This is a genomic window from uncultured Bradyrhizobium sp. (assembly GCF_936928535.1).
Classification (GTDB): Bacteria; Pseudomonadota; Alphaproteobacteria; order Rhizobiales; family Xanthobacteraceae; genus Bradyrhizobium.
Window position 1 is genome coordinate 1 of record NZ_CAKZHY010000013.1, and the last position, 22,697, is coordinate 22,697.

General features: G+C 63.0%; 20 protein-coding genes. 10 read left to right on the forward strand and 10 right to left on the reverse strand.

The genetic code is table 11. The annotated features are described in order from the left end of the window. A partial coding sequence (locus tag Q0687_RS01125) for a HAMP domain-containing protein (RefSeq protein WP_298871092.1) occupies window positions 1–1,276 on the reverse strand: 1,276 nt, incomplete at its 3' end. Between the two features lie 251 nt (window positions 1,277–1,527). Between Q0687_RS01125 and Q0687_RS01130 the strand changes: the two genes are divergently transcribed. Next, window positions 1,528–2,697 carry an FIST N-terminal domain-containing protein gene (locus Q0687_RS01130; protein ID WP_298871094.1) on the forward strand — a complete coding sequence of 390 codons (1,170 nt, stop codon included), beginning with the start codon at window positions 1,528–1,530 and terminating at the stop codon, window positions 2,695–2,697. Further along, window positions 2,694–4,052 (forward strand): hybrid sensor histidine kinase/response regulator, encoded by a 1,359-nt coding sequence (locus Q0687_RS01135; protein WP_298871097.1) that lies wholly within the window; start codon window positions 2,694–2,696, stop codon window positions 4,050–4,052. Before Q0687_RS01130 ends, Q0687_RS01135 begins: the two co-directional genes overlap by 4 nt. A gap of 108 nt (window positions 4,053–4,160) precedes the next feature. Here Q0687_RS01135 and Q0687_RS01140 read toward each other — a convergent pair whose 3' ends face one another. The 6 genes from Q0687_RS01140 to Q0687_RS01165 form a co-directional block, all read right to left on the reverse strand. Next, the gene (locus Q0687_RS01140; RefSeq protein WP_298871100.1) at window positions 4,161–4,850 is read right to left on the reverse strand and encodes a response regulator transcription factor; all 690 of its coding nucleotides are present in this window, start codon (window positions 4,848–4,850) and stop codon (window positions 4,161–4,163) included. Window positions 4,851–4,980: 130 nt separating this feature from the next. After that, window positions 4,981–5,667 carry a response regulator transcription factor gene (locus Q0687_RS01145; protein ID WP_298871103.1) on the reverse strand — a complete coding sequence of 229 codons (687 nt, stop codon included), beginning with the start codon at window positions 5,665–5,667 and terminating at the stop codon, window positions 4,981–4,983. Between the two features lie 138 nt (window positions 5,668–5,805). Continuing rightward, window positions 5,806–7,008 carry a transporter substrate-binding domain-containing protein gene (locus tag Q0687_RS01150; protein WP_363323913.1) on the reverse strand — a complete coding sequence of 401 codons (1,203 nt, stop codon included), beginning with the start codon at window positions 7,006–7,008 and terminating at the stop codon, window positions 5,806–5,808. A gap of 129 nt (window positions 7,009–7,137) precedes the next feature. Further along, window positions 7,138–8,853, reverse strand: coding sequence for a PQQ-dependent methanol/ethanol family dehydrogenase (locus Q0687_RS01155; protein WP_298871107.1), 1,716 nt, complete (start codon window positions 8,851–8,853; stop codon window positions 7,138–7,140). Window positions 8,854–9,341: 488 nt separating this feature from the next. Then, window positions 9,342–9,791: a carbon monoxide dehydrogenase subunit G gene (locus tag Q0687_RS01160; RefSeq protein ID WP_298871109.1), complete on the reverse strand. Its 450-nt coding sequence runs from the start codon at window positions 9,789–9,791 to the stop codon at window positions 9,342–9,344. Window positions 9,792–10,021: 230 nt separating this feature from the next. After that, window positions 10,022–10,999 (reverse strand): prolyl oligopeptidase family serine peptidase, encoded by a 978-nt coding sequence (locus tag Q0687_RS01165; protein WP_298871110.1) that lies wholly within the window; start codon window positions 10,997–10,999, stop codon window positions 10,022–10,024. 265 nt (window positions 11,000–11,264) lie between these two features. Between Q0687_RS01165 and Q0687_RS01170 the strand changes: the two genes are divergently transcribed. Continuing rightward, a complete protein-coding gene (locus Q0687_RS01170; protein ID WP_298871111.1) occupies window positions 11,265–11,672 on the forward strand; it encodes a hypothetical protein in 408 nt (135 codons plus the stop codon). A 27-nt stretch (window positions 11,673–11,699) separates the two neighbouring features. On the opposite strand, the gene Q0687_RS01175 is transcribed toward Q0687_RS01170, so the two are convergent. After that, window positions 11,700–11,972: a hypothetical protein gene (locus Q0687_RS01175; RefSeq protein WP_298871112.1), complete on the reverse strand. Its 273-nt coding sequence runs from the start codon at window positions 11,970–11,972 to the stop codon at window positions 11,700–11,702. Between the two features lie 498 nt (window positions 11,973–12,470). Here Q0687_RS01175 and Q0687_RS01180 point away from each other — a divergent pair, with 498 nt between their 5' ends. From Q0687_RS01180 to Q0687_RS01200, 5 genes are all read left to right on the forward strand, one after another. Beyond that, window positions 12,471–12,956 carry a (2Fe-2S)-binding protein gene (locus Q0687_RS01180; protein WP_298871113.1) on the forward strand — a complete coding sequence of 162 codons (486 nt, stop codon included), beginning with the start codon at window positions 12,471–12,473 and terminating at the stop codon, window positions 12,954–12,956. Between the two features lie 82 nt (window positions 12,957–13,038). Beyond that, entirely contained in the window at window positions 13,039–15,381 is a 2,343-nt protein-coding gene (locus tag Q0687_RS01185) for a xanthine dehydrogenase family protein molybdopterin-binding subunit (RefSeq protein ID WP_298871115.1), read from the forward strand. Window positions 15,382–15,517: 136 nt separating this feature from the next. Then, window positions 15,518–16,318: a xanthine dehydrogenase family protein subunit M gene (locus Q0687_RS01190; protein WP_298871116.1), complete on the forward strand. Its 801-nt coding sequence runs from the start codon at window positions 15,518–15,520 to the stop codon at window positions 16,316–16,318. A gap of 204 nt (window positions 16,319–16,522) precedes the next feature. Beyond that, window positions 16,523–17,635 carry a CaiB/BaiF CoA-transferase family protein gene (locus tag Q0687_RS01195; protein WP_298871118.1) on the forward strand — a complete coding sequence of 371 codons (1,113 nt, stop codon included), beginning with the start codon at window positions 16,523–16,525 and terminating at the stop codon, window positions 17,633–17,635. Window positions 17,636–17,710: 75 nt separating this feature from the next. Next, entirely contained in the window at window positions 17,711–18,985 is a 1,275-nt protein-coding gene (locus tag Q0687_RS01200; protein ID WP_298871120.1) for an MFS transporter, read from the forward strand. A gap of 162 nt (window positions 18,986–19,147) precedes the next feature. Here the strand turns inward: Q0687_RS01200 and hppD are convergent, their stop codons facing one another. Continuing rightward, complete coding sequence (gene hppD, locus Q0687_RS01205; RefSeq protein WP_298871121.1) at window positions 19,148–20,266, reverse strand: 4-hydroxyphenylpyruvate dioxygenase; 1,119 nt, start codon at window positions 20,264–20,266, stop codon at window positions 19,148–19,150. Between the two features lie 123 nt (window positions 20,267–20,389). Between hppD and Q0687_RS01210 the strand changes: the two genes are divergently transcribed. Together Q0687_RS01210 and Q0687_RS01215 are read left to right on the forward strand one after the other, a co-directional pair. After that, the gene (locus tag Q0687_RS01210) at window positions 20,390–20,869 is read left to right on the forward strand and encodes an Lrp/AsnC family transcriptional regulator (protein ID WP_298871123.1); all 480 of its coding nucleotides are present in this window, start codon (window positions 20,390–20,392) and stop codon (window positions 20,867–20,869) included. A 74-nt stretch (window positions 20,870–20,943) separates the two neighbouring features. Beyond that, the gene (locus Q0687_RS01215) at window positions 20,944–21,255 is read left to right on the forward strand and encodes a DUF1272 domain-containing protein (protein ID WP_298871124.1); all 312 of its coding nucleotides are present in this window, start codon (window positions 20,944–20,946) and stop codon (window positions 21,253–21,255) included. A 100-nt stretch (window positions 21,256–21,355) separates the two neighbouring features. Here the strand turns inward: Q0687_RS01215 and fahA are convergent, their stop codons facing one another. Next, window positions 21,356–22,630 (reverse strand): fumarylacetoacetase, encoded by a 1,275-nt coding sequence (gene fahA / locus Q0687_RS01220; RefSeq protein ID WP_298871125.1) that lies wholly within the window; start codon window positions 22,628–22,630, stop codon window positions 21,356–21,358. Window positions 22,631–22,697 lie beyond the last annotated feature (67 nt).

Genomic DNA, 22,697 nt, shown 5'->3' on the forward strand with positions numbered 1-22,697 from the left:
GCACAGCGGAAGCCGAGACATTCGACACGATCGCACCAACGGCGCTCTCGAAATCATCGGCAAAGCGGATCAGCTCGGCGCGGCGGCCTGCTGCCTGCTCCCTGTTCTGGGCTTCGCTGAGGGCGGCATCGCGCTCGGCCTTGGCAACGGCTTGAACCTTGAACTCCTCGACCGCGCCGGCCATCTCGCCAATCTCGTCCTTGCGCCCGAGACCGGGCAGCACGACGTCGAAATTACCCGCGGCGAGCTCACGCATCGCCTTGCACATCGCGATCATCGGGCGTGAGATGCCGGTGCCGAGCAGGAAGGCAAGGACCGCGCCTAACAGCGTGCCGCCGACGGCCAGCATCAGCACCAGTTGCTCGGTCTTGCCGATCGTCGCTTCCGATTCTGCCTCCAGCCGCTGCTGTTCGGCGACCAGATCCGCCTTCATGGCGGAGGCGCCGCGCAAGATCGCTCCCGCCGAGCCGCTCATCTCGGTGACGAGATCGTCGACCAGCTTGGCATTGGCGATCAGCTCCTCCAGCGCTTCGCGATAGGCGACGAGGATGGCCTTGGCATCCTTCAGGCCGGCGACGATCTTGTCGTCCATGGAATAGACCGCGCCGAGCGAGTTCTCGACGAATTTCAGCCGCGCCAGTGCGCTGGATGCGATCGACTGGTCGGAGGTCAGCACGAAATTGGTCGCGGCCGCGCTCGCGGTCTGGAACTGGGCGTTGACCTGCTTGGTGCCGAACTCGATCGCCTGCGCCTCGGAATCGGAGGCGTTGTTGCCGATATCATCGAGCTTGTACTTCAGCAGATTGGCCTGGCGCGAGAGCTGGTTCTGCACCAACAGCGCGCTGTCGCGCTTGGCCTGCAAGACCTTGGCGAAGGTCGTGGAGAAATTCGAGAATTCCTTGGCGAGCTTGTCCAGGCTGTCCTGCCGCGCCGGTGTCTTGGCGCTCTTGACCGCCTGGTCGATGGCGCTCTTCAGGCTGGCTTCGGCCTCCAGCGCCGCCTTGGCGTCGTCTTCCTTGCCGGTGACGACGAAATATTTGACGGCCGAGCGGTAGCCGAGCAGCTCGCGGTCGATGTTGCGGGCGAGATCGGCCTCCGAGACGCTGCTGCGATAGGACCCGACGCCGGATGAAACCCGCTCAAAGCCGAAATAAGCGAAGGCCATGCTGCCGGCGGAGATCACCAGCACGGCGGCAAAGCCAAGGATGATCTTGGCGCGGAACCGGAGGGTGGGAAATATACTACGCTTCGACGGCGACGTGGTACGCCCGGACATTCCAACCCCCATTTCGTCTATACAACCACGATCCGGAGGCGCCCCGCCCCCAGACCGGATGCGCAAAACTAAGGCACAATCGATAAAGGGCGGTAAATTCGCGCGCCGGCAAGGCCTGGTCGCTTCCAGCCCCGGCCGATGCCCGTGGGACGCCGGCCGCCAAGTTGCGGCAGGGCCGAAAAGACCTTACTGTCTGGACACTTGTCAGGCACTCGGCGCGAGACCGAGGTGAGCCTCGAGGGAGAAACGGAGTGGGGCAAGCCGACTTTCGGTTGAGCGAGGCATCCGGCGTTGCCGTTGCGAAATCGAAGGCTGCGACCGTCGATGGAGCCGTAGCCGAGCTTGCGGCGCAGCTGCCGTCGGACGACCTGGCCCTGATCCTGGTCTTCGTCTCACCTCACTACGACCCCCACCATTTCATCGCCGAGATCAGTCGGCAATTCGACACCACCCCCGTCTGCGGCTGCACCACCGCCGGCGAACTCGCACCCGACGGCTGGGACGAAAACAGCGTGGTGGCACTGGCGTTCAGCCGCGCCGATTTCACCGCAGTGGTCCGCCCGATCCTCAATCTCGACAGCTTCCGGGTCGAAGACGGGCGGCGGATCGGCGGTGAGCTATGCCAAGAGCTCTTGCGCGTGAGCCCGCAGGTCGACCGCGGCAATTCGTTCGGCCTGGTCCTGATCGACGGGCTCTGCCGCCGGGAGGAGGCGGTAATGTCCGCCATCTATGCCTCGCTCGACGACATCCCGATCGTCGGAGGGTCGGCCGGCGACGGGCTGCGCTTCGAGAGGACGTGGGTGTTCTTCGAAGGCAACGCCTATACGAATGCCGCCCTCCTGATCCTGCTGAACACGTCGCTGCCCTTCAAGGTCTTCAAGTGCGATAATTTCGAGCCGATGCCACAGAAGATGGTGGTCACCGAAGCCGATATCGAGAGCCGCACGGTGAAGGAGCTGAACGCGGAGCCCGCCGCCGAGGAATATTCCCGAATGGTCGGCATCATGGACGACGCCAAGCTCGACCCTTTCTCTTTCGCGTCCCACCCGGTGCTGGTCCGTGTCGGCGGCTCCTACTACGCGCGGTCGATCCAGCGCGTCGAGCCCGATGGCTCGCTGCATTTCTTTTGCGCCATCGACGAGGGCATGGTGCTCACCGCAGCCACCTCGCGCAGCCTCGTCGGCTCGACGCAGGACGTCTTCGCGCAGATGCAGGACCAGATTGGCGAGGTGTCTCTCTATATCGGCTTCGAGTGCCTGTTGCGCCGACTGGACGCCGAGCAGCACCAGCTCGCCCGCGACATGTCCGAGCTCTATCGACAGAACCGGGTCGTCGGCTTTCACACCTATGGTGAACAATTCGGCTCGATGCATGTGAACCAGACCTTCACAGGCGTCGCCATCGGCAGGCGTCAGGCGTGACCGAGGCTTTGCAGGATCCTGCGACAGTCGAGCAGCTGCGGCGGGAGACCGCGAAGCTGAAGAAGATCAATGCCGCGCTGATGTCGCGCGTCGAGCGCTCGATGGACCAGCAGCTCAACGCCTTTTCATTGTTCGAAACCGCCATTGCGCTCGACCACAAGGTCCGCGACCGGACCTATCAACTGCGTGAGGCCTTGCATTCGGTCGAGCGCGCCAACGAAGGCCTGTATCGGGCCAAGCAGCAGGCGGAGGCGGCGAGCTCGCTGAAATCCTCGGTGTTGATTTCGGTCACCCACGACTTGCTACAGCCGCTGAACGCCGCGCGCCTGACATTGTCGGCGCTGACGGAGATGGTGGAATCGCAGGATGCCGGCCTGCTGATCGATCAGGTCGACCGCTCGCTGCTGACGCTGGAAGACCTGCTGCGCTCGTTGCTGGAGATCGCCAAGCTCGATGCCGGCGCACTCAAGCCGGACGTGCGTCCCCTGACGCTGGCGCCGCTGTTCGAGCAGCTGCGCAATGAATTCGAGCCGATCGCCGCGCGGCAGCGCCTTGCTCTGCACATCTGCACGACGGACCTTACGGTGTCCTCGGATGCGATGATGCTGCGGCGGATCCTGCAGAACCTGATCGCGAATGCGATCCGCTATACGCGGGTCGGTCGCGTCACCATGGAGTGCGGGCAGCGCCTGGATCGCGTCTATGTCGAGGTGTCGGACACAGGGCCTGGAATTCCGCAGGCCCAGCAGGAGGCGATCTTCCGCGAATTCCAGCGCGGCGATGCCAGCGCGACCGACCAGGCCGGGTTCGGGCTCGGCCTGTCCATCGTGCGCCGTTTCGCAACCGTGCTCGGGCACGAGGTGCGGCTGTCATCGCAGATCGGCCAGGGATCGACCTTCATGGTCGAGATGGAGCCGGCCGAACGCGTCGACGCCGGCGACGAGGCCCATGCAACCAAGCTCGCGGACCGGCAATATGGCGGGCTCGAAGGCGCCAAGATCCTTTTGATCGAAAACGATCCGTCGGGCTCGGAAGCGATGGCGGCGTTGCTCGAAGGCTGGGGCTGCGATGTCGCCACCACGCGGTCGGGCGCGGACGCATTGCTGCGCCTTTGCGAACTCGGCGGCGCGCCGGACGCCGTCATCGCCGATCTCCACCTCGATCACGGCGAGAGCGGATTGTCGGCCATCGCCGACGTCAGGGAGCATCTGAAACTCGACACACCGGCGATGATCATCACGGCCGACTACTCCGAGAAGGCCGCGAAGGAAGCGAGCCTCCACGGGCTCGAGGTGCTGAAGAAGCCGATCAAGCCCGCCGAAATGCGGGCGCTGCTGTCATTCCTGCTGAGCTAGCCCGGCCCAGGCAAAAGTCGAAAACAACCCCATGCACAGTAGCGGTAGGATATTACAATCTTCCAGCTCCGTGATTTGCAACGGGATCATTGACGACACAAAATCAACTCACTGCTGATCCGTCCGGATCCGCTCGCGCGTCGTGGCCTCGGCGGCGAGGGTCGCGAAATCGATTCTGGACATTTCGACGATGGCCTTGGTGCGACTGAGCACGTTGAGCTTGCGGAGGATGTCGGAGACGTGGACCTTCACGGTGGTCTCCGAGATCTTCAGCTCGAAGGCGATCTGCTTGTTCTGCAGGCCGCGCTTGAGCATTTCGAGCACGCGCAATTGCTGCGGCGTCAGCTCGTGCAGGCGCTTGATGAGATCCTGCGCGGGGCCGGACGTCCGCTGCGGCCGGACGGGCGCGCGATAGCCGGCGGGCACGCAGACCGAGCCGCGCAGCACCTCGCCGATCGATTGCGCCAGATCCTGCTTGGACGCCGATTTGAGGATGTAGCCGGACACGCCGAGCGACAAGGCGGCGGCGATGATCTGCGGATCCTGATGTCCCGAGACGATGACGACCGGAATCCTGGGAAACGACTTGCGGATGCGGATGATGCCCGAAAGGCCTGTCGTGCCCGGCATCGACAGATCGAGCAGGATGAGATCGAGCTCTGATGTCGCCGCCACCTGCTCGAGCGCGCCATCGATCGAAATCGCCTCAAGGATCTCGGCCGTCGGCGCCACCATCTGGAGCGCGCCTTCGAGCGCCTCGCGAAACAACGGATGATCTTCGACAATCAGAAATCGCATCGCGCCTGAACCAGTTTGAAGGTGTTGCAGGAAACCTCGCCCTTGCCAGGATGGATGGTGAATGGCCTCAAGCAAGAATGTCCCTGTCGGGCCGGACCGGCTTGACCCAGGTCAAGAACGACGCCGGACATCATTGCGGCTTCCCGCGATCTGCCCGCGCATAAGGACGGCCCTTGGGATCGGGCAGGTCCATCTTGCCGATCTCGATGACCGCCTTGTTGCGGCTGAACAGGCCGAGCTTGCGCAGGATCTCGGTGATATGCGCTTTCACAGTTGACTCGGCCAGCGCAAGTTCCTGCGCGATCTGCCGGTTCGGGAAGCCGCGACGCAGGAGATCAAGCACGCGAAGCTGCTGCGGCGTGAGCTCGCGCAGCTTGACCTCGAGCGCCTTGCTGGCATCCGCCCGACGCAGCCGCGGCGCCGCCACGAAATCCTTCGGCACCGACACCGATCCGCTGAGCACGCCTTCGATCGATTGCGCGAGCTCGCGTTTCGACGTCGACTTCGGCAGATAGCCGGCGGCCCCCAGCGCCAGCGCCTCGCGAACGATATGCTGATCCTCCTCGCTCGACACGATTGCGACGGGCAGGCGCGGATAGGCCTCTCGCAAACGCAGAAAGCCGGAGAAGCCGGTCGCATCCGGCAGCGACAGATCCAGCAAGGCGAGGTCGATGCCCTGCTCGCCCAACAGGATATGCAGCGCATCCTCGATCGACATCGCCTCGAAGATCCGCGCCTCCGGCAAGGCCAGCCGCACCGCATTGCCGAGCGCTTCGCGAAACAGCGGATGATCGTCGATGATCAGGAAGCTGGTCATGGCGCCTTCCCAGGATCGCGCCGCACAGGCATCCACCGCAACAGCGGAAGCGACAGATCGATGCGGCACCCATCCGGCGCCTGGATGATGCCGGATGGAAGCTACCACATCCTCCCGATCGCGTTTGGTCAAGATCGTTCAGTCGTTGGAGTCGGACTGGACCGTCAGCAGGAAGGAATAAATGTTGTCGAACTGGTCATCGGTGAAGACCTCTTTCCAGGACGGCATGCCCTTGCTCGGCCGTCCTTCATGCACCGTCGTCCAGAATGTCTGGCGCATGTCGTCGCCGTAGCGATGACGCAGCAGCCGCAGGTCGATCTTCCGCTCGCTCTGGATCGCGTCGGGACCGTGACAATGGGCGCAAGTTCCATTGAAGATTTCCTTGCCGGTGCCGACGGCCTCGGCGGCTGGCGCGGACGCATCGCCCTTGACCTCCGTCACTGCGACGTTGGCGGCCTCAATCACTTGAGCCCCGGTTTTGGCCCCGCTTCCCATGCCTGTGGTTGTTCCCGCGGGCATCGCCCGGACCGCGCCGAAGCGAACCGGCTCGCCGCCCGGCAAGCCGTATTTCACCGCGAGCTCGCCGATCGTCCGCTGAAGCTGCGGCAAGACGGCATCGACGCGATCACGAAGCTCGGTGGACGTCTTCGCAAAGCCGATGGCCGCATCCCACGACAGGCCTTCGCCCTCGGTGAGCTCGATCTGGTAGCGGTCATTGTAGTTGGTCTTGTTCAGCCAGCCGGCGACCGGCCCCCAGATGAAGGCGATTTCGGCCTTACCCTGCTCGAGCGCCTGCATGCCCTCCTCCGGTGACAGCACGGTCACCATCTGAACGTCGTCACGGCTCGCGAGCAGGTTTTGCGGCGTGCTGGCGAATTGAACGGCGACCCGCTTGCCCTTGAGGCCGTCGATGCCGCCAAGCTTCAGGCCCTTCGCGGCCACGAGGGCGTAGCCTTCCTTCGCGAACGGAGCGGAGAAGATCACTGATGGTCCCATGAAATCTTCGGACCGTGGCAGCCCGATCATGGCGTCGCACTGCTTGCCGAGCAGCGTGACGCGCACGGCGCGCTTGCCGAAATAGGATTTGTACCAGTCATAGGCGATCGGCCGTCCCAGCGCCTGCGCCAGGGCCTGCCCGATCTCGACGTAGAAGCCCGGCTGCGACGCACTATCGCTGGAGAACGGAAGATTGGTCGGATCGGCGCAGACACGGAACGGCTGCGCTTCGTCGGCGTGAGCCGTTGAGACCGTTGCGATCATTGCGGACGCCGCGGCCCATGCGAGGAGGCCGGCGATGACGCGGCTTCGCTTCTCACCACTTCCAAGATGATTCGGACGCATCTTCATCTCCCGCAGTTGGGAATTGCTGGATCAGGCGCTGCGGCACGAGCCATCGGCCGATGCCGCAACGATCGACTGGAAAAAGCGCGCGCGTATCTCGTCACCTTCAGGAGATACGCGCGCGAGTGGTCACTGGACGGAGAACACGAAGAGCGAACCGCCCTCGGGAGCCGCGGCCGTCATCTTCTTTCCAATGTCGCCCAGGAACGCTGGTATCGAGGCCGTACGACCGACGACGATGGCGACATACTGCTTACCGCCGACCTCATAGGTCACCGGCCCCGCGCCGATGCCGGAACCGAGATTTCTGCTCCAGAGCACCTTGCCGTTCTTCGCATCGATGGCGCGGAAATCGCCGTGAAGGTTGCCGGAGAACACCAAACCGCCGCCGGTGGTCAGCGTGCCGCCGTTGAACGGCAGGTCTTCCTTGATCGACCAGACCTTCTTCTGCGCCACCGGATCCCAGGCCACGAGCTCGCCGAGGAAGCCGCCGGGGCCTTCCTTGGTCGGGAATTCGGCGCCGAGATAGAACACGCCGCGCTTGTAGGAGACATCGCCGACCGACCAGTCCATGCAGACATTGTTGGACGGGATGTAGACGAGGCCGGTCTGCGGGTTGAACGACATCGGCTGCCAGTTCTTGCCGCCGATCAGGTTCGGGCAGATGTCCTTCGCCGGATGGTTCGGGCCCGGACGCTTATCCGGATCCTCTTCCGCTCGCATCGTAGCGACGTCCCACTTCTTCGCCCAGTTCGAGAAAACGTACTTCTCCGCCGACAGCACCTTGCCGGTCTCGCGATTGGCGACGAAGAAGTAGCCGTTGCGATCCGCCTTCATCAGCGTCGGAACCATGCTGCCACCGATCTTCAGGTCGGCAAGCACGGCTTCGTTGACGCCGTCATAGTCCCAGGCATCGGCGGGCGTGGTCTGGATGTGCCACTTGATCTTGCCGGTGTTGGGATCGAGGGCCAGCGTCGAGGCGGTGTACAGGTTGGTCAGCTTGCCGAAATTGCCATCGCCGGTCGAACGCACCGCGGTGTTCCACGGACCAGGATTGCTGGTGCCCCAATAGACCGTGTCGCTCTTCGCATCGTAAGAGCCGACCAGCCAGGCCGCACCACCGCCATGCTGCGCGGAATCGCCCTTCCAGGTGTCGCCGCCGGGCTCATCCGGCGAGGGAACGGTATAGGTCTGCCAAACCTGCTTGCCGGTGTTGATATCGAAGGCCTGGAGCGAACCGCGAACGCCATATTCGCCGCCGCCGAAACCGGTGATCACCTTGTCGCGTACGACCAGCGGCGGCGACGTGATGACCGAGCCTTGCTTGTAGTCGACCACCTTCGTCGTCCACAGCGTCTTGCCAGTCGCCGCATCGAGCGCCGTCAGCTTGCCGTCGAGACGGCCGACGAAGATCTTGCCGTCGGCATAGGAGACGCCGCGGCTGTTCACGTCACAGCAGGCATATTGCAGCACATCATCGGGAATGTCGGGCTCGTAGGTCCATTTGCGCTGTCCGGTCGCCGCATCGAGCGCGTAGACGTATTTCGGCCCCCAGGAGCTCGAGACGTAGAGCGTGTTGCCGATCACGATCGGCGAGGATTCGTTCGAGCGCAGCGAGGCCAGCGAGAACGAATAGGCGAGTGTCAGCTTGCCCGCGTTCTCGGTGTTGATCTGCTTGAGCGGGCTGAAGCGCGTGTTTGCGTAATCGTGACCGGCAACCGCCCACTGGTTGGAATCGGATTGCGCCTTGATCAGGGAGTCGTTGGCGCGAACGCCTGGCGTAGCGGCGGCCAGCATCGCAATCATCGAAATGCCGGCCAAGAAGCCCTTGGTTCCAAAGGTCATGTATTCCCTCCGATGTTGTTGTGTGCACCACGTTGGGCGCGCGAGCGCGGCGCGCTCTCGATGCGCAGTTCGTCTGCGAACCATCGACCGGAATAACAACATCGCCTGATCGCGTTGAGTATGGGCGGAAGGTAGTAGTGCAAATCATTGGCGACTTTCGCCGCGCATCTCGTTGTCGGAGCTTGTGTCTTGCCCTTATTTTACAGCTCGGAATGCGCGTTCGGTTGCTTCGATCGGGCATCGCGCAGGGCGATCGCATATGGCTCTTGCCGACGTCTGAGCGCGCGCCTCGTCCTTCGAGACGACCGCTTCGCGGTCTCCTCAGGATGAGGCTAAGGGACATCGGTGTCCGTCGTCACCTGCTGGCGTACCTCTCCGTCCTCATCCTGAGGGCCCGCCGAAGGCGGGCGTCTCGAAGGATGGCCACAAGCGAACAGTCTACAAATGCGATTGCCGCGCGGCATCGCGTGACCTGCGGCGCGCTGGCGTTACGATGATGGCGCTACCACAGCCGCGAAACTTTCGAAGAAGTTCGCGGCGAGCTTGCGCGACGTGGAATCGATCAGCCTTGAGCCGAGCTGCGCGAGCTTGCCGCCGATCTGCGCGTCGGCCTCGTAATGCAGGATGGTGACGCCAGGCGATTCCTCTTCCAGCCTCACCGTCGCGCCGCCCTTGGCGAAGCCCGCGACACCGCCGGCGCCTTCGCCGATGATGCGATATCCGTTGGGCGCATCGATATCCGTCAGCGTCACCTTGCCGCTGAACGTCGCCTTCACCGGCCCAACCTTCAGCACCACGGTCGCAACCATCTCCGTCGGCGAGGCCATCTCGAGCGATTGGCAGCCGGGAATGCAGCGCCTGAGAATGTCGGGATCGTTGAGCGCGGCCCACACATCGGCTTTCGACGCCGGGATCCGCTGACTGTCGTTCATCTGCATCGCTTCCACCCTTTTGCTGTTGCTCGTACGGCTCGACTAGGGTGGTGCGCGGCTGCGATCAATCGCCAGTAAGTACTAGGGCGCGCCCCATGAATCGAGGGTGCGCGCGCGGGCTTGGCCACGTCCCTATCCGACGCTTTGCGGACTCAGACCGGCTATCTCGGAAGGCCCGAAAAGGGCCGCCATGAGGCGACATCGGCAGGACCGCGCAGCCCAATGACTGCGAAGTGCTATTGACTTTCAGCCAGATGCTTGCGGAAAAACGCGATGATCTCGGCGTGAAGGTGTTGATGAAAATCCTTGCGGTCGAAGCCCGGCGCATCGGTGCAAACCGCCTGGTTACCTTGCGCCTCCTTCGGAGTGCAGGTGGCAAGGAAAGAGAAGTGTTTGGCGTTTGTAACGAAGTGATAATCCAGCGTTGGGAGCCCCTGTTTGATGGCAGCCGCGCAGCATCCGGACAGCCCGTCACCGCTTTGTGCCGGATCGGAACTCCACAATTGCACCGGAACTGCTATTTCCTTCAGGTTGTTCTCGGGAAAAACAAATGCGGGATAAGGATCAACGATGACAGCGGCCTTCACGCGCGGATCGGACGTGACTGGCTGACTGGGTGCTTCACCGCTCTCAAGCTGCTTACAGGCCAACAGGCTGGACGTCGCGCAATTGGGTAGGCCTTTTCGCAAATCGGGATTACCACCGATGACAGCAAGACCTGTATAACCGCCAAACGAAAACCCGTAGAGTCCAATTCGCCGAGCGTCAATGCGGGCCGCGTCGGGCCAGCCGTCGAGCATGTAGTCAATCAGCCGCTTGATATCCGCAGGCCGCTCCACTAGCAGCGAAAGGCTGTCGGTACCGCTCGTGTCGCGCCAAGTGTCTCCGGGATGATTGAGTGCAGCGACGACGAAGCCCGCGTCGGCCAACGCCGCCGCAGTGTCATGATGGCCCCCAAACCATCCTCGTCTGCCGTGCGATATCACGATTAGGGGAAGCTTTTCGCCTGTCACTGCGCATCCGGGCACTGCAAAGAAGATGGCACCCCGTGCATCCATCTCTCGTGGAGCCTCCGCACAAGGTGTCCAAACGAGCAGCCTGATCCCCGGTCCAGCCGCGTCAGCAGGAATGTCAAAATTTTTAACCCCCGCGGCGTCCGCCACCGGCAGTCGAAACAAAAAATAGAAAGCAAGCAAGAAAATACCCCCGCGCATTCTTGCGCCCCCCAGTCTGAAGACCTTCACAATGAGTAGTTGGACCAAGCGATTATGTCGCCTTCGGGTCAAAGGCCGCCCTCGCGACCAGCATGTGATTGGCTGAATCATCTCTCGGAAGCGGACATCGCCGCGCTCTTGGCTTAGATCAGCCACGGGCCACGAGCGGACCAACTCGAACATTGCATTTGAGCGCGAGCCTTTGGGCTGCTAACGATGAGGCCTGAGCGCTGCAAGTGCCAATCTGTCTCTTTGGATCAGTTTCATGGGCCTCTTGTTCCTGTTTGCAGGCGGTGGGCTCATTTCAGCATGCGCCATATTCTGCCATCGATGGAGCAGTCGTCTTATTCAGAAGCGTCGTTACTTGGCCGTTTGGGTTGGGGTGCCGATATTGCTGGTCGTCGCATTGCTCGTCGTCCCAGCAGGAATGTTCACTGCCGCAGCGTTGCTTGCCGATCTCTTCCTTCCACAACCTTATCACGACGGTGACCCCTCTGGTCCGTGCTGCGACGGTGACCTAACCACCATGCTTGTCCTACTCCTATGGCCGTTCAGTGCGTTGGTTGCGCTCATTTACGTCTTTGCCGCGTTTGTTCGCTCTCTCGCTTCGACCGAGATACCCAAGAAGTTCGATGAACGATCTGCAAATCGATCTCACGGCGATGGCGTGTAGGTCACAATGTCTGAGTTCCGCTCGGGGTCAAAGGCTGCCCTCGGCAACCAGCATGTGCTTGGTCGGGCCATCGCCAAGCACGATCCCGATGACGCCAAGCCAGGCACCGAGGACCATGGCGATCGCAAGGGTGAGGCGGAGTATTTCGACGTCGTAATGGACGCGCAGCTCAGGCGTCGTGAGAAAGGCGAAATACCGCAGGCATAGCACAGCAGCGACGCTGAGCACCCCGATCGCGGCGCAGAGAGAACTGCCGATGCGCCCTTCGCCGATGCGCGGCCTTGAACTTTCTTGAGCCATTCAGATCCCAACAAAGCTTCTCAAGCGCGTCCACATAGGCGCGCAAGTGCTTCATTCGCGTCGCTTTTGACAGATCTACAGTTGGTCCGCTCCGGATTGGGAGTTTCGCTGCATCGCAGCGAACAAAATCAATGACTTAGACCGCAACCGCCTACTACCAAGATCGCGGTTACAACGGCATGGGCGCGTGCTCCACTTCGCGCAACGAACAAGGCAACAAAGGGAGAAACGAGGCGCGAGGAGCTCGACGTCAAAGGCCGTCGCTTCGCGCAATGTGGTCGAGCGCGGGCCGCGGCCGACGAAGCGGAGATCGTTTTCGAAAGCTCCTTGCACGGCCGCGCCACGCATGGCGGCGGCACGGAATGTCGTGACCGAATCGCGCCTGCAACAGCGTTCACAATGACCTTTCCATGACGCGTGATGAGCAAAATCCCAGTTGCAAAGTTCCGTTCGCGCTGTCTCTAATTGGAATAACGACAAACATTCGGGAGGTATCACGTGTCTACAGTCAAACTGACGGTCAACGGCAAGGCCGTTGCTGTCGAGGTCGAGGACCGCACGCTGCTGGTCCATCTCTTGCGCGATCACCTCAACCTCACCGGGACCCATGTCGGCTGCGACACCAGCCAGTGCGGCGCCTGCGTCGTGCACATGGACGGCAGAGCGGTGAAATCCTGCACCATGCTGGCCGGCCAGGCCGACGGCGCCAGCGTCACCACCATCGAAGGCATCGCCAAGGGTGACGAGCTGCACCCGATGCAGGCCGCCTTCCGCGACAATCACGGCCTGCAGTGCGGCTATTGCACGCCGGGCATGATCATGTCGGCGATCGACATCGTGCACCGTCATGGTGGCCAGCTCGACGAGACCACGGTCCGTGCCGAGCTCGAAGGCAATATCTGCCGCTGCACCGGCTACCACAACATCGTCAAAGCCGTGCTGGATGCGGCCGGGCGCATGAAGGTCTCGCAGGCGGCCGAGTAAGGTCCCGCCTCGAACGAACGATCACCACTGCAGCTTTCGATGGAAAGCGCAGACAAAGCAATTCCGGTCGGGAGGACCAGACATGGGTGTTGAAGGCATCGGCGCGCGCGTCGTGCGCAAGGAAGACAAGCGTTTCATTACCGGCAAGGGCCGCTACGTCGACGACATCAAATTGCTGGGCATGACCTATGCCCATTTCATCCGCAGCCCGCACGCGCACGCCAAGGTGAAGAAGATCGATTCCTCCGCCGCGCTGAAGATGCCGGGCGTGGTTGCGGTTCTCACCGGACAACAGCTCGTCGACGACAAGGTCGGCAACCTCATCTGCGGCTGGGCCATCACCTCCAAGGACGGCAGCCCGATGAAGATGGGCGCATGGCCGGCGATGGCGCCGGAGACGGTGCGCTTCGTCGGTCAGGCCGTCGCGGTCGTGATCGCCGACAGCAAGAATCTGGCGCGCGATGCGGCGGAAGCCGTCGTGGTCGATTATGAAGAACTCCCTGTCGTCGCCGACGTCCACGCTGCCATCAAGGCAGGCGCGCCGCAGCTCCATCCCGAGGCCCCCGGCAACCAGGTCTACGACTGGGTGATCGGCGACGAGGGTGCGACGGATGCTGCCTTCGCCAAGGCCGCCAACGTGGTGAAGATGGACCTCACCAACAACCGACTGTCGCCAAACCCGATGGAGCCGCGCTCGGCGATCGCCGACTACGACACGGCGGAGGAGCACTACACGCTCTATACGACGTCGCAGAACCCGCACGTTGCCCGGCTCGTGCTCTCCGCGTTCTACAATATCGCGCCCGAGCACAAGCTGCGCGTGATCGCGCCTGACGTCGGCGGCGGCTTCGGCTCCAAGATCTACATCTATCCGGAAGAGATGGTCGCGCTCTGGGCTTCCAAGAAGACCGGCCGCCCCGTGAAGTGGACCAGCGACCGCACCGAGGCGTTCCTCACCGACGCGCATGGCCGCGACCACGTTACCCATGCCGAGATGGCGTTCGACGCCAACAACAAGATCACCGGCCTGAAGGTGAAAACCTACGCCAATTTCGGCGCCTACATGTCGCTGTTCTCCTCGGCGGTGCCGACCTATCTCTACGCGACGCTGCTGTCGGGCCAGTACAACATCCCGCAGATCCATGCCGAGGTGATCGGCGTCTACACCAACACCACGCCGGTCGACGCTTATCGCGGCGCGGGCCGCCCCGAGGCGAGCTTCCTCATTGAACGCATGATGGAGACCGCCGCGCGGCAATTGAAGGTCGACCCGGCAAAGCTCCGCCAGATCAACTTCATCACCCAGTTCCCGCACCAGACGCCCGTCATCATGGCCTATGACGTCGGCGACTTTAACGCCTCGCTCGACGCGGCGATGAAGGCGATCGACTATGCCGGCTTCGCTGCCCGCAAGGCGCAGGCGAAATCGCAAGGCAAGCTGCGCGGCATCGGCTTGTCCTGCTACATCGAGGCCTGCGGCATCGCACCGTCGAAGGCGGTCGGCAGCCTGGGCGCCGGCGTCGGCCTGTGGGAATCGGCGGAAGTGCGTGTCAACCCGGTCGGCACCATCGAGGTATTGACCGGCTCGCACAGCCACGGCCAGGGCCACGAGACGGTGTTTGCACAGCTCATTTCGGAACGCCTGGGGGTTCCGATCAGCCAGGTTTCGATCGTCCACGGCGATACCGACAAGGTGCAGTTCGGCATGGGCACCTATGGCTCGCGTTCCGCGGCCGTCGGTCTCACCGCCATCCTCAAGGCAGTGGAGAAGGTCGAGGTCAAGGCCAAGAAGATCGCCGCGCATGCACTGGAAGCGTCGGAGGCCGACATCGTCATCGAGAACGGCGAGTTCAAGGTGACGGGTACCGACAAGGCGATTGCGCTGCCGATGGTCGCGCTCGCGGCCTACACCGCGCACAATCTGCCTGACGGAATGGAGCCGGGCCTGAAGGAAAGCGCCTTCTACGACCCCTCCAACTTCACTTTCCCCGCAGGCTCTTACATCTGCGAGCTCGAGGTCGATCCGGGCACAGGCAAGACCTCCTTCATCAACTTCGTCGCAGCCGACGATTTCGGCCGGCTGATCAACCCGATGATCGTCGAAGGCCAGGTCCATGGCGGCCTGGTTCAAGGCATCGGGCAGGCGCTGCTCGAGCACGCCATCTACGACGGCAACGGCCAGCCGGTCACGGCCTCGTTCATGGACTACGCCATGCCGCGTGCCGACGACGTGCCCTCGTTCAACCTCTCCCACACCACGACGCTTTGCCCGGGCAATCCCTTGGGCATCAAGGGTTGTGGTGAGGCCGGCGCGATCGGCGCCTCCGCGGCCGTGATCAACGCGATCACGGATGCGATCGGCAAGAACAATCTGGAAATGCCCGCAACCCCTGATCGGGTGTGGCGCACGATCCATTCGGCTTAACACCACATCGTCATTCCGGGGCGACGCGCAGCGTCGAACCCGGAATCCAGAGCTGAAGAATTCAACCTCGAGATTCCGGGTCTGCGCCTGCGGCGCATCCCGGAATGACAGAGAAAAGATTTCAGGAGCATCAAAGATGTACCAGACCACCTATCATCGTGCTTCCTCGGTCGACGAAGCCGCCAGCCTGTTCGGCAAGAGCAGCGAGGCAAAATTCCTCGCCGGCGGCCAGACGCTGCTGCCGGTGATGAAGCAGCGGCTTGCCAGCCCCTCCGACGTGATCGACCTCGGCAAGATCAAGGAGCTGCAGGGCGTCGAGCTCTCGGGCGACGTGCTGACCATCAAGGCCGCCACGACCTATTACGACATCATGACGAATGCCGACGTGAAGAAGGCGATCCCCGCGATTGCCCATCTCACCTCGGTGCTCGGCGATCCCGCGGTGCGTTATCGCGGCACGATCGGCGGCTCGATCGCCAACAACGATCCTGCCGCGGATTATCCGGCCGCGCTGCTCGCGCTCGGCGCTACCGTGAAGACCAACAAGCGGTCCATCTCGGCCGATGACTTCTTCAAGGGCCTGTTCACGACAGCCCTCGAGGATGGGGAAATCATCACCGCCGTATCGTTCCCGGTTCCGGAGAAGGCGGGGTACGAGAAGATGCGGCATCCGGCCTCGCGCTTCGCACTCACCGGCGTGTTCGTCGCCAAGACGAAGTCCGGCGAGATCCGCGTGGCCGCGACCGGCGCCTCGCAGAGCGGCGTGATGCGCGTCGGCGCGATCGAGGCGGCGCTGAAGGCAAACTGGTCGCCGTCGGCACTCGACAACGTCAGCATTTCGGCGAACGGGTTGCTGGCCGACATCCACGGCACGGCCGAATATCGCGCCAACCTCGTCAAGGTGATGGCGCAGCGCGCGGTGGCTGCCGCCGGTTGATAACAGCGCTTAGCTACTCAACACAAATCTTCCGCGGCGCGCAGCAATGCGCGCCGCTTTTTTGATGCGCCCATGCATGAAAAGCGCTTGCCTCGCTGCGGTGAAGGCGAGAAGAGTTAATCAGCCAATTAACTCGCCCAGAGAGGAAGTCCGAGGCGACGGCCTGAACACCGGCACGCGCCCGCGACCCGAGGAAACAACAACGTGCTCGATCAACCGGCCCAGAACTCGTCCGTCCGCACCTCCGGCCCGCTCGCGGGCTTCCGTATCGTCGAATTCGCCGGCATCGGCCCCGGCCCGTTCGCCTGCATGTTGCTGGCCGACATGGGTGCCGAAGTCGTCACGCTCGATCGTGTCGGCGCGAAGAAGAGCATGAAGTCGGTGGCGGGGCGCGGCCGCAAGCTGATCGAGCTCGACCTCAAGGACAAGGCGGCGATCGCGCAGGTGCTCGACCTGCTGGCCGGCGCCGATGCGCTGGTCGAAGGTTTTCGTCCTGGTGTGATGGAGCGGCTCGGCCTCGGTCCTGACATCGTGCTCGCGCGCAATCCAAAGCTCGTCTACGGCCGCATGACCGGCTGGGGCCAGGAAGGCCCGCTGGCGAACGCCGCCGGCCACGACATCAACTACATCTCGATCACCGGCGCACTCGCCGCGATCGGCACCAACGAAGCGCCGGTGCCGCCGCTCAACCTGGTCGGCGATTTCGGCGGCGGTGCGCTCTATCTCGTCGTCGGCGTGCTCGCAGCGCTGCTGGAAGCCTCGAGGTCCGGCAAGGGCCAGGTGGTCGACGCCGCGATGTGCGACGGCGCGGCCTCGCTGATGTCGTTCTTCTTCGACATGAAGACGCTGGGACGCTGGACCGAGGGCCGCAACCGGAATTTCCTCGATGGCGGCGCTCACTTCTACGGCGTCTATGAATGCGCCTGCGGGCACTTCGTGTCGATCGGCTCGATCGAGCCGCAGTTCTACGCGCTGCTGCGCGAGCATGCGGGCCTTACCGATGCCGACTTCGACGCGCAGATGGATCCCAAGGCCTGGCCCGCCCTGAAGGAAAAACTGAAAGCCGTGTTCAAGAGCAAGACGCGCGATGACTGGTGCAAGATCATGGAAGGCACCGACATCTGCTTCGCGCCCGTCCTGACCATGTCTGAAGCTACCGCGCATCCGCACATGGTCGCCCGCAACGTCTTCATCGAGCGCCATGGCGTGAAGCAGCCCGCACCGGCGCCGCGCTTCTCGCGCACCCGATCGACGGTCCGGGAGCCGGAAGCCGCCGAGATCTCGGCGGTCACGGCTGCGTGGAAAGCGGGCCGCTAGGGCGCGCGTGAGGGTTGTCAGCAGGCACCTTTTGCGTCACTTCGCGTTTCAAACAAGTGACACAAGGTGCTTGCCGTGAACCAGACTGATCGTCCGCGTCCCTCTCAAACCATGCGCGTCGGCGCAGCCATTCTGGGCAACGCGCTCGAATTCTACGACTTCACCGTCTACGCGGCGTTCGCGGTCTTTCTCGCCAAGGCGTTCTTTCCGGCTGACAATCCCAACACCAGCCTGCTGCTGACGGTTGCGACCTTCGGCGTCGGCTTCGTGGCGCGTCCGCTCGGCGGCATCGTCATCGGCGCCTATGCGGATCGCTACGGCCGCAAGCCGGCCATGACGCTGACCATCTGGCTGATGGCGCTCGGCACCGGCATCATCGGGTTGCTGCCGACCTACGACCGGATCGGCCTGCTGGCACCGATCCTGCTGGTGCTGGCGCGGCTGCTGCAGGGGTTTTCGACCGGCGGCGAAATGGGCCCGGCGACGACTTACCTGCTGGAGAGCGCGCCGGCGCACCGCAAAGGCTTCTTCGGCAGCTGGCAGCTCGCCAGCCAGAATCTCGGCAGCCTGTTTTCCGCGCTCGTCGGCCTTGGCCTCGCGTTCCTGATCACGCCCGGCGCCAATGACAGCTGGGGCTGGCGCATTCCCTTCCTGCTCGGAATTCTGATCGCGCCGGTCGGCTATTTCATCCGCAAGAATCTCGACGAGACGCTGGATACTGAAGAGGCCCATGACAGCGTCGGCGGCGTGCTGTCCGATATCCTGGCCAACCACTGGGGCAAGATCGTGCTGTGCATCCTGCTGATCTCGGGCGCGACCATCGGCCAGTACTTCTTCCTCTACACCGCGACCTATGCCATCAACACGCTGCACTACAGCCAGGGCTGGGCGATGACGGCCAACTTCGCCACCTTCGTCAGCGGCACGATCTTCGCGCTGCTCGGCGGCGCGCTCGCGGACCGATACAGCCTGAAGACCATCGCGGTGGTCCCGCGCATCATCGTGACGCTGCTGTTCTATCCCGCGCTGCTGCTCGTGGTGTCGTCGGGCTCGCCGCTGGTCTATGTCATCACCGCTGCGGTGCTGATGGCGTTCCATGCGATGTCGGGCGGCGCCGGCATCATCCTCATTCCGCTGATCTTCCCCGCCGTGGTCCGCACCAGCGGACTGTCGATCGCCTACGCGCTCGGCGTGACGATCTTTGGCGGCACGGCGCAACTGGTGTTCACCTGGATCATCGGAGCGACGGGCGACAAGCTGTCATGGATCTGGTACGTCGTCGCGATGGGCGCCGTCAGCATCCTCGCCACAATGGCGATGCGGATGCCTGACGGTGTGGAGCGCAGATAACGCGCTGCGACGGGCGCTGCGGTGGCGGGATCGTCGCGCTAGGCGTGCTCTCGTAGGGTGGGCAAAGGCGCACTTGCGCCGTGCCCACCATTTCTCGCGTCTGCCGATAGAGGTGGTGGGCACGCTTGCGCTTGGCCCACCCTACGGCAGTGTACCTGGCGGCTACGCCGCCGTGTCCACCTTCAACACGCCGCGCCGGATCTGGTCCTCCTCGATCGATTCGAACAGGGCCTTGAAATTGCCCTCGCCAAAACCGTCGTCGCCCTTGCGCTGGATGAACTCGAAGAAGATCGGGCCGATCGCGTTGGCCGAGAAGATCTGCAGCAGCACCTTGGTCTGGCCGCCGTCAACGACGCCTTCGCCATCGATCAGGATGCCGTTCTTCTGCAGGCGCGCGACGTCCTCGCCGTGCTTGGGCAGGCGCGCATCGACCTTCTCGAAATAGGTCGCGGGCGGCGACGGCATGAAGGGCAGGCCGGCTTCGCGCAGGCTCTCGATCGTGCCGTGGATCTCGCGGCAACCGCAGGCGATGTGCTGAATGCCCTCGCCGCGATAGGTCTTCAGATATTCCTCGATCTGACCGGAATCGCCGGCGTCCTCGTTGATCGGAATCCGGATCTTGCCGTCCGGGCTGGTCAACGCACGCGAGAACAGGCCGGAGGCACGGCCCTCGATGTCGAAGAAGCGGATCTGGCGGAAGTTGAACAGCTTTTCGTAGAAACCGGTCCAGACATCCATGCGGCCGCGATGGACATTGTGGGTGAGGTGATCGAGATAGAACAGGCCGGCGCCAACAGGACGCGGATCGCGTGCGCCGAGCCATTCGAACTCGGCATCATAGGCCGAGCCCTTGGCGCCATAACGATCGACGAAATAAAGCAGGCTGCCGCCGATGCCCTTGATCGCGGGGACATCGAGCGTTTTCTGACCTGATGTTGCTTCCGCAGGCTCGGCACCGAGCGCAATTGCGCGGTCATAGGCTGCCTTCGCATCGACCACGCGGAACGCCATCGACGGCGCGCAGGGACCGTGCGCGGCGACGAAGTCGTAGCCGTGGGTGCCGGGCTCTTCATTGACGAGATAGTTGATGTCGCCCTGGCGATAGACCGTGATTGTCTTGGTCTTGTGGCGCGCGACGGGCGCATAGCCCATCAGCTTAAACAGATCGTGCAGCTCCTGCGGATTGGGATGCGCATATTCGACGAACTCGAACCCGTCGGTGCCCATCGGATTGTCGGCCGTGATGGTGGCCGGCGGTGCATCGTGCGGAAACGGACCCATTGGCGGTTCTCCTAAATTGCTGCTGGTTGGAACTATCCTTCATGGGCCGCGCAATGGGCGTGCAAACGGGACGCATTTTCGCTATCCTATGCACGATCCGTGCACGAAATGGACAGAATACGCATGATTCCAGTGGATGCCTTCGACCTCAAGATCCTGGGTGCGCTTCAGGATGACGGCCGCCTCACCAATCAGGAGCTCGCCGAACTGGCCGGGCTGTCGGCCTCGCAATGCTCGCGGCGGCGGATACGGCTGGAGGAGGAAAAGGTCATCGCAGGCTATCACGCCGACCTCTCCAGCGAGGCGCTCGGCTTCGGCGTGATCGCCTTCATCCAGGTCGGGCTTGCGACCCACTCGCCGGACAATTCAAAACGATTCCGCGCATTGGTGAACCGGATCGACGAGATCCAGGAAGCCTATTCGCTGACGGGCGATGCGGACTACGTGCTCAAGGCCGTGCTGCGCGATCTCAAGGGTCTCTCCAATCTCGTCAATGACGTCTTGATGCCGCATCAGAGCGTGGCGCATGTGCGTTCCTCGATCGTGCTCGACCGTCTCAAGGAAAGCTCCAAGCTGCCGCTGAAGGATTTGAAGGCTGGCTGAAATCGAGGGAACTACGCCATTCGCGCTACGGCCGCGATCTGCGATGATCGAGACCAGCTTGCGGAGATTGACCCATGGCCCTCCAGCTTCGGCCGAACTGCGAATATTGCGATCGCGACCTGCCGCCATCCGCCACCGATGCGCGGATCTGCTCCTATGAATGCACGTTCTGCGCGGATTGCGTCGAGACAAAGCTCTCCAACGTCTGCCCGAATTGCGGCGGCGGTTTTGCGCCGCGCCCGATCCGCCCGACGCAGGAATGGCGGCCGGGCGTGTGCACAGCCAAGCAGGCGCCGTCCGACAAGCGGGTGCATTTGAAGTACAGCGTAGAGGATGTCGCGGCGCATTGCGCGCGGATCAAGAGCGTGCCGCCAGAGAAACGATAGGTCTCGTAGGGTGGGCAAAGGCGCGTTAGCGCCGTGCCCACGTCATCGATGTGGTGGGCACGCTTCGCTTTACCCACCCTACGGCACCGGAGCGCGCGGCCTACTCCGCCGGCAAAATCGTCCCTTCGACCTCGCCGAAGCCGACGCGATAGCCGTTGCCCTGGCACCAGCCGCGCATTGCGAGGCTGTCGCCGTCTTCCAGGAAGGTGCGCTTGGCGCCGCCGGGCAATTCCACCGGCTCGGTGCCGTTCCAGCTGATCTCGAGCAGGCTGCCGCGCTGGTTCTTCTCGGGACCGGAGATGGTGCCGCTGCCGAGCAGATCGCCGACATTCATGGCGCAGCCCGAGGACGCGTGGTGCATCAGCTGCTGCACCGAGGACCAGTACATGAACTTGAAATTGGTGCGGCTGATGCTGGCAGGCGCATTGCTGCCTGAGGCGCGCAAGGAAACGTCGAGCGCGATATCATAGTTCTGCGGCTTGGTCTGCTTGAGATAATCCAGCGGCACCGGCTCCTGCGCCGGCCCGTTCAGGCGGAACGGCTCCAGCGCCTCGCGCGTCACCACCCATGGGCTGATCGAGGTCGCGAACGCCTTGGCCAGGAACGGCCCGAGCGGCACATATTCCCATTGCTGGATGTCGCGCGCGCTCCAGTCGTTGAGCAGCACGAAGCCGAAGATCATCTCCTCGGCTTGGCTCTCGGTCAGCATGCCACCCATCGGCGAGGGCTGGCCGATGACGACGCCCATCTCCAGCTCGAAGTCGAGCCGCTTGCACGGCGAGAAGCTCGGCAACTCGACATTCGGCGGCTTCAACTGCCCGCGCGGCCGCTTCACCTTGGTGCCTGACACCACGACGGTGGAGGCGCGGCCGTTATAGGCGATCGGCATGTGCAGCCAGTTCGGCTGTAGCGCATTGTCCTTGCCGCGGAACATCACGCCGACATTGGTGGCGTGCTCTTTCGACGAATAGAAATCGGTATAGCCGGAGACCGCGAACGGCAGATGCAGTCTTGCATCGCGCATCGGCACCAAGGCCTGTTGGCGCAGCTCCTCGTTGTCGCGCAGCTCCGGATGATCGTGCCGCAACAGCTCGCTGATCCGCGCCCGGGTCTTGGTCCAGACTTTTGGTCCGAGCGCCATGAAGGGATTGAGCGAAGCTCCCGAGAACACGCCGAGCGGACCGATATCGAGCCGCGAATCCTGCTCCAACTCCCACAGATCGAGCACATACTCGCCGATCGCGACACCGACCCGCGGCGTCGGATTGGCCGCGGTCGAGAACACGCCATAGGGCAGGTTCTGGATCGGGAAGTCGGAAGCGGCATCGACGTCGATGAAAGAGCGGAGGCTAGGGTCGTTGGGGTGGGTTGTCACGTCTGGCTCGATTCCTTCTTCCTTCTCCCCTTGTGGGAGAAGGTGGCGCGAAGCGCCGGATGAGGGG

What these genes read in the sequence shown, in the direction of transcription:
- Q0687_RS01140 (WP_298871100.1), bottom strand. Translation starts at nt 4,850, where the DNA reads ATGCGATTTCTGATTGTCGAAGATCATCCGTTGTTTCGCGAGGCGCTC.
- Q0687_RS01145 (WP_298871103.1), bottom strand. Translation starts at nt 5,667, where the DNA reads ATGACCAGCTTCCTGATCATCGACGATCATCCGCTGTTTCGCGAAGCG.
- Q0687_RS01150 (WP_363323913.1), bottom strand. Translation starts at nt 7,008, where the DNA reads ATGCGTCCGAATCATCTTGGAAGTGGTGAGAAGCGAAGCCGCGTCATC.
- Q0687_RS01155 (WP_298871107.1), bottom strand. Translation starts at nt 8,853, where the DNA reads ATGACCTTTGGAACCAAGGGCTTCTTGGCCGGCATTTCGATGATTGCG.
- Q0687_RS01160 (WP_298871109.1), bottom strand. Translation starts at nt 9,791, where the DNA reads ATGCAGATGAACGACAGTCAGCGGATCCCGGCGTCGAAAGCCGATGTG.
- Q0687_RS01165 (WP_298871110.1), bottom strand. Translation starts at nt 10,999, where the DNA reads ATGCGCGGGGGTATTTTCTTGCTTGCTTTCTATTTTTTGTTTCGACTG.
- Q0687_RS01170 (WP_298871111.1), top strand. Translation starts at nt 11,265, where the DNA reads ATGGGCCTCTTGTTCCTGTTTGCAGGCGGTGGGCTCATTTCAGCATGC.
- Q0687_RS01175 (WP_298871112.1), bottom strand. Translation starts at nt 11,972, where the DNA reads ATGGCTCAAGAAAGTTCAAGGCCGCGCATCGGCGAAGGGCGCATCGGC.
- Q0687_RS01185 (WP_298871115.1), top strand. Translation starts at nt 13,039, where the DNA reads ATGGGTGTTGAAGGCATCGGCGCGCGCGTCGTGCGCAAGGAAGACAAG.
- Q0687_RS01190 (WP_298871116.1), top strand. Translation starts at nt 15,518, where the DNA reads ATGTACCAGACCACCTATCATCGTGCTTCCTCGGTCGACGAAGCCGCC.
- hppD (WP_298871121.1), bottom strand. Translation starts at nt 20,266, where the DNA reads ATGGGTCCGTTTCCGCACGATGCACCGCCGGCCACCATCACGGCCGAC.
- Q0687_RS01210 (WP_298871123.1), top strand. Translation starts at nt 20,390, where the DNA reads ATGATTCCAGTGGATGCCTTCGACCTCAAGATCCTGGGTGCGCTTCAG.
- Q0687_RS01215 (WP_298871124.1), top strand. Translation starts at nt 20,944, where the DNA reads ATGGCCCTCCAGCTTCGGCCGAACTGCGAATATTGCGATCGCGACCTG.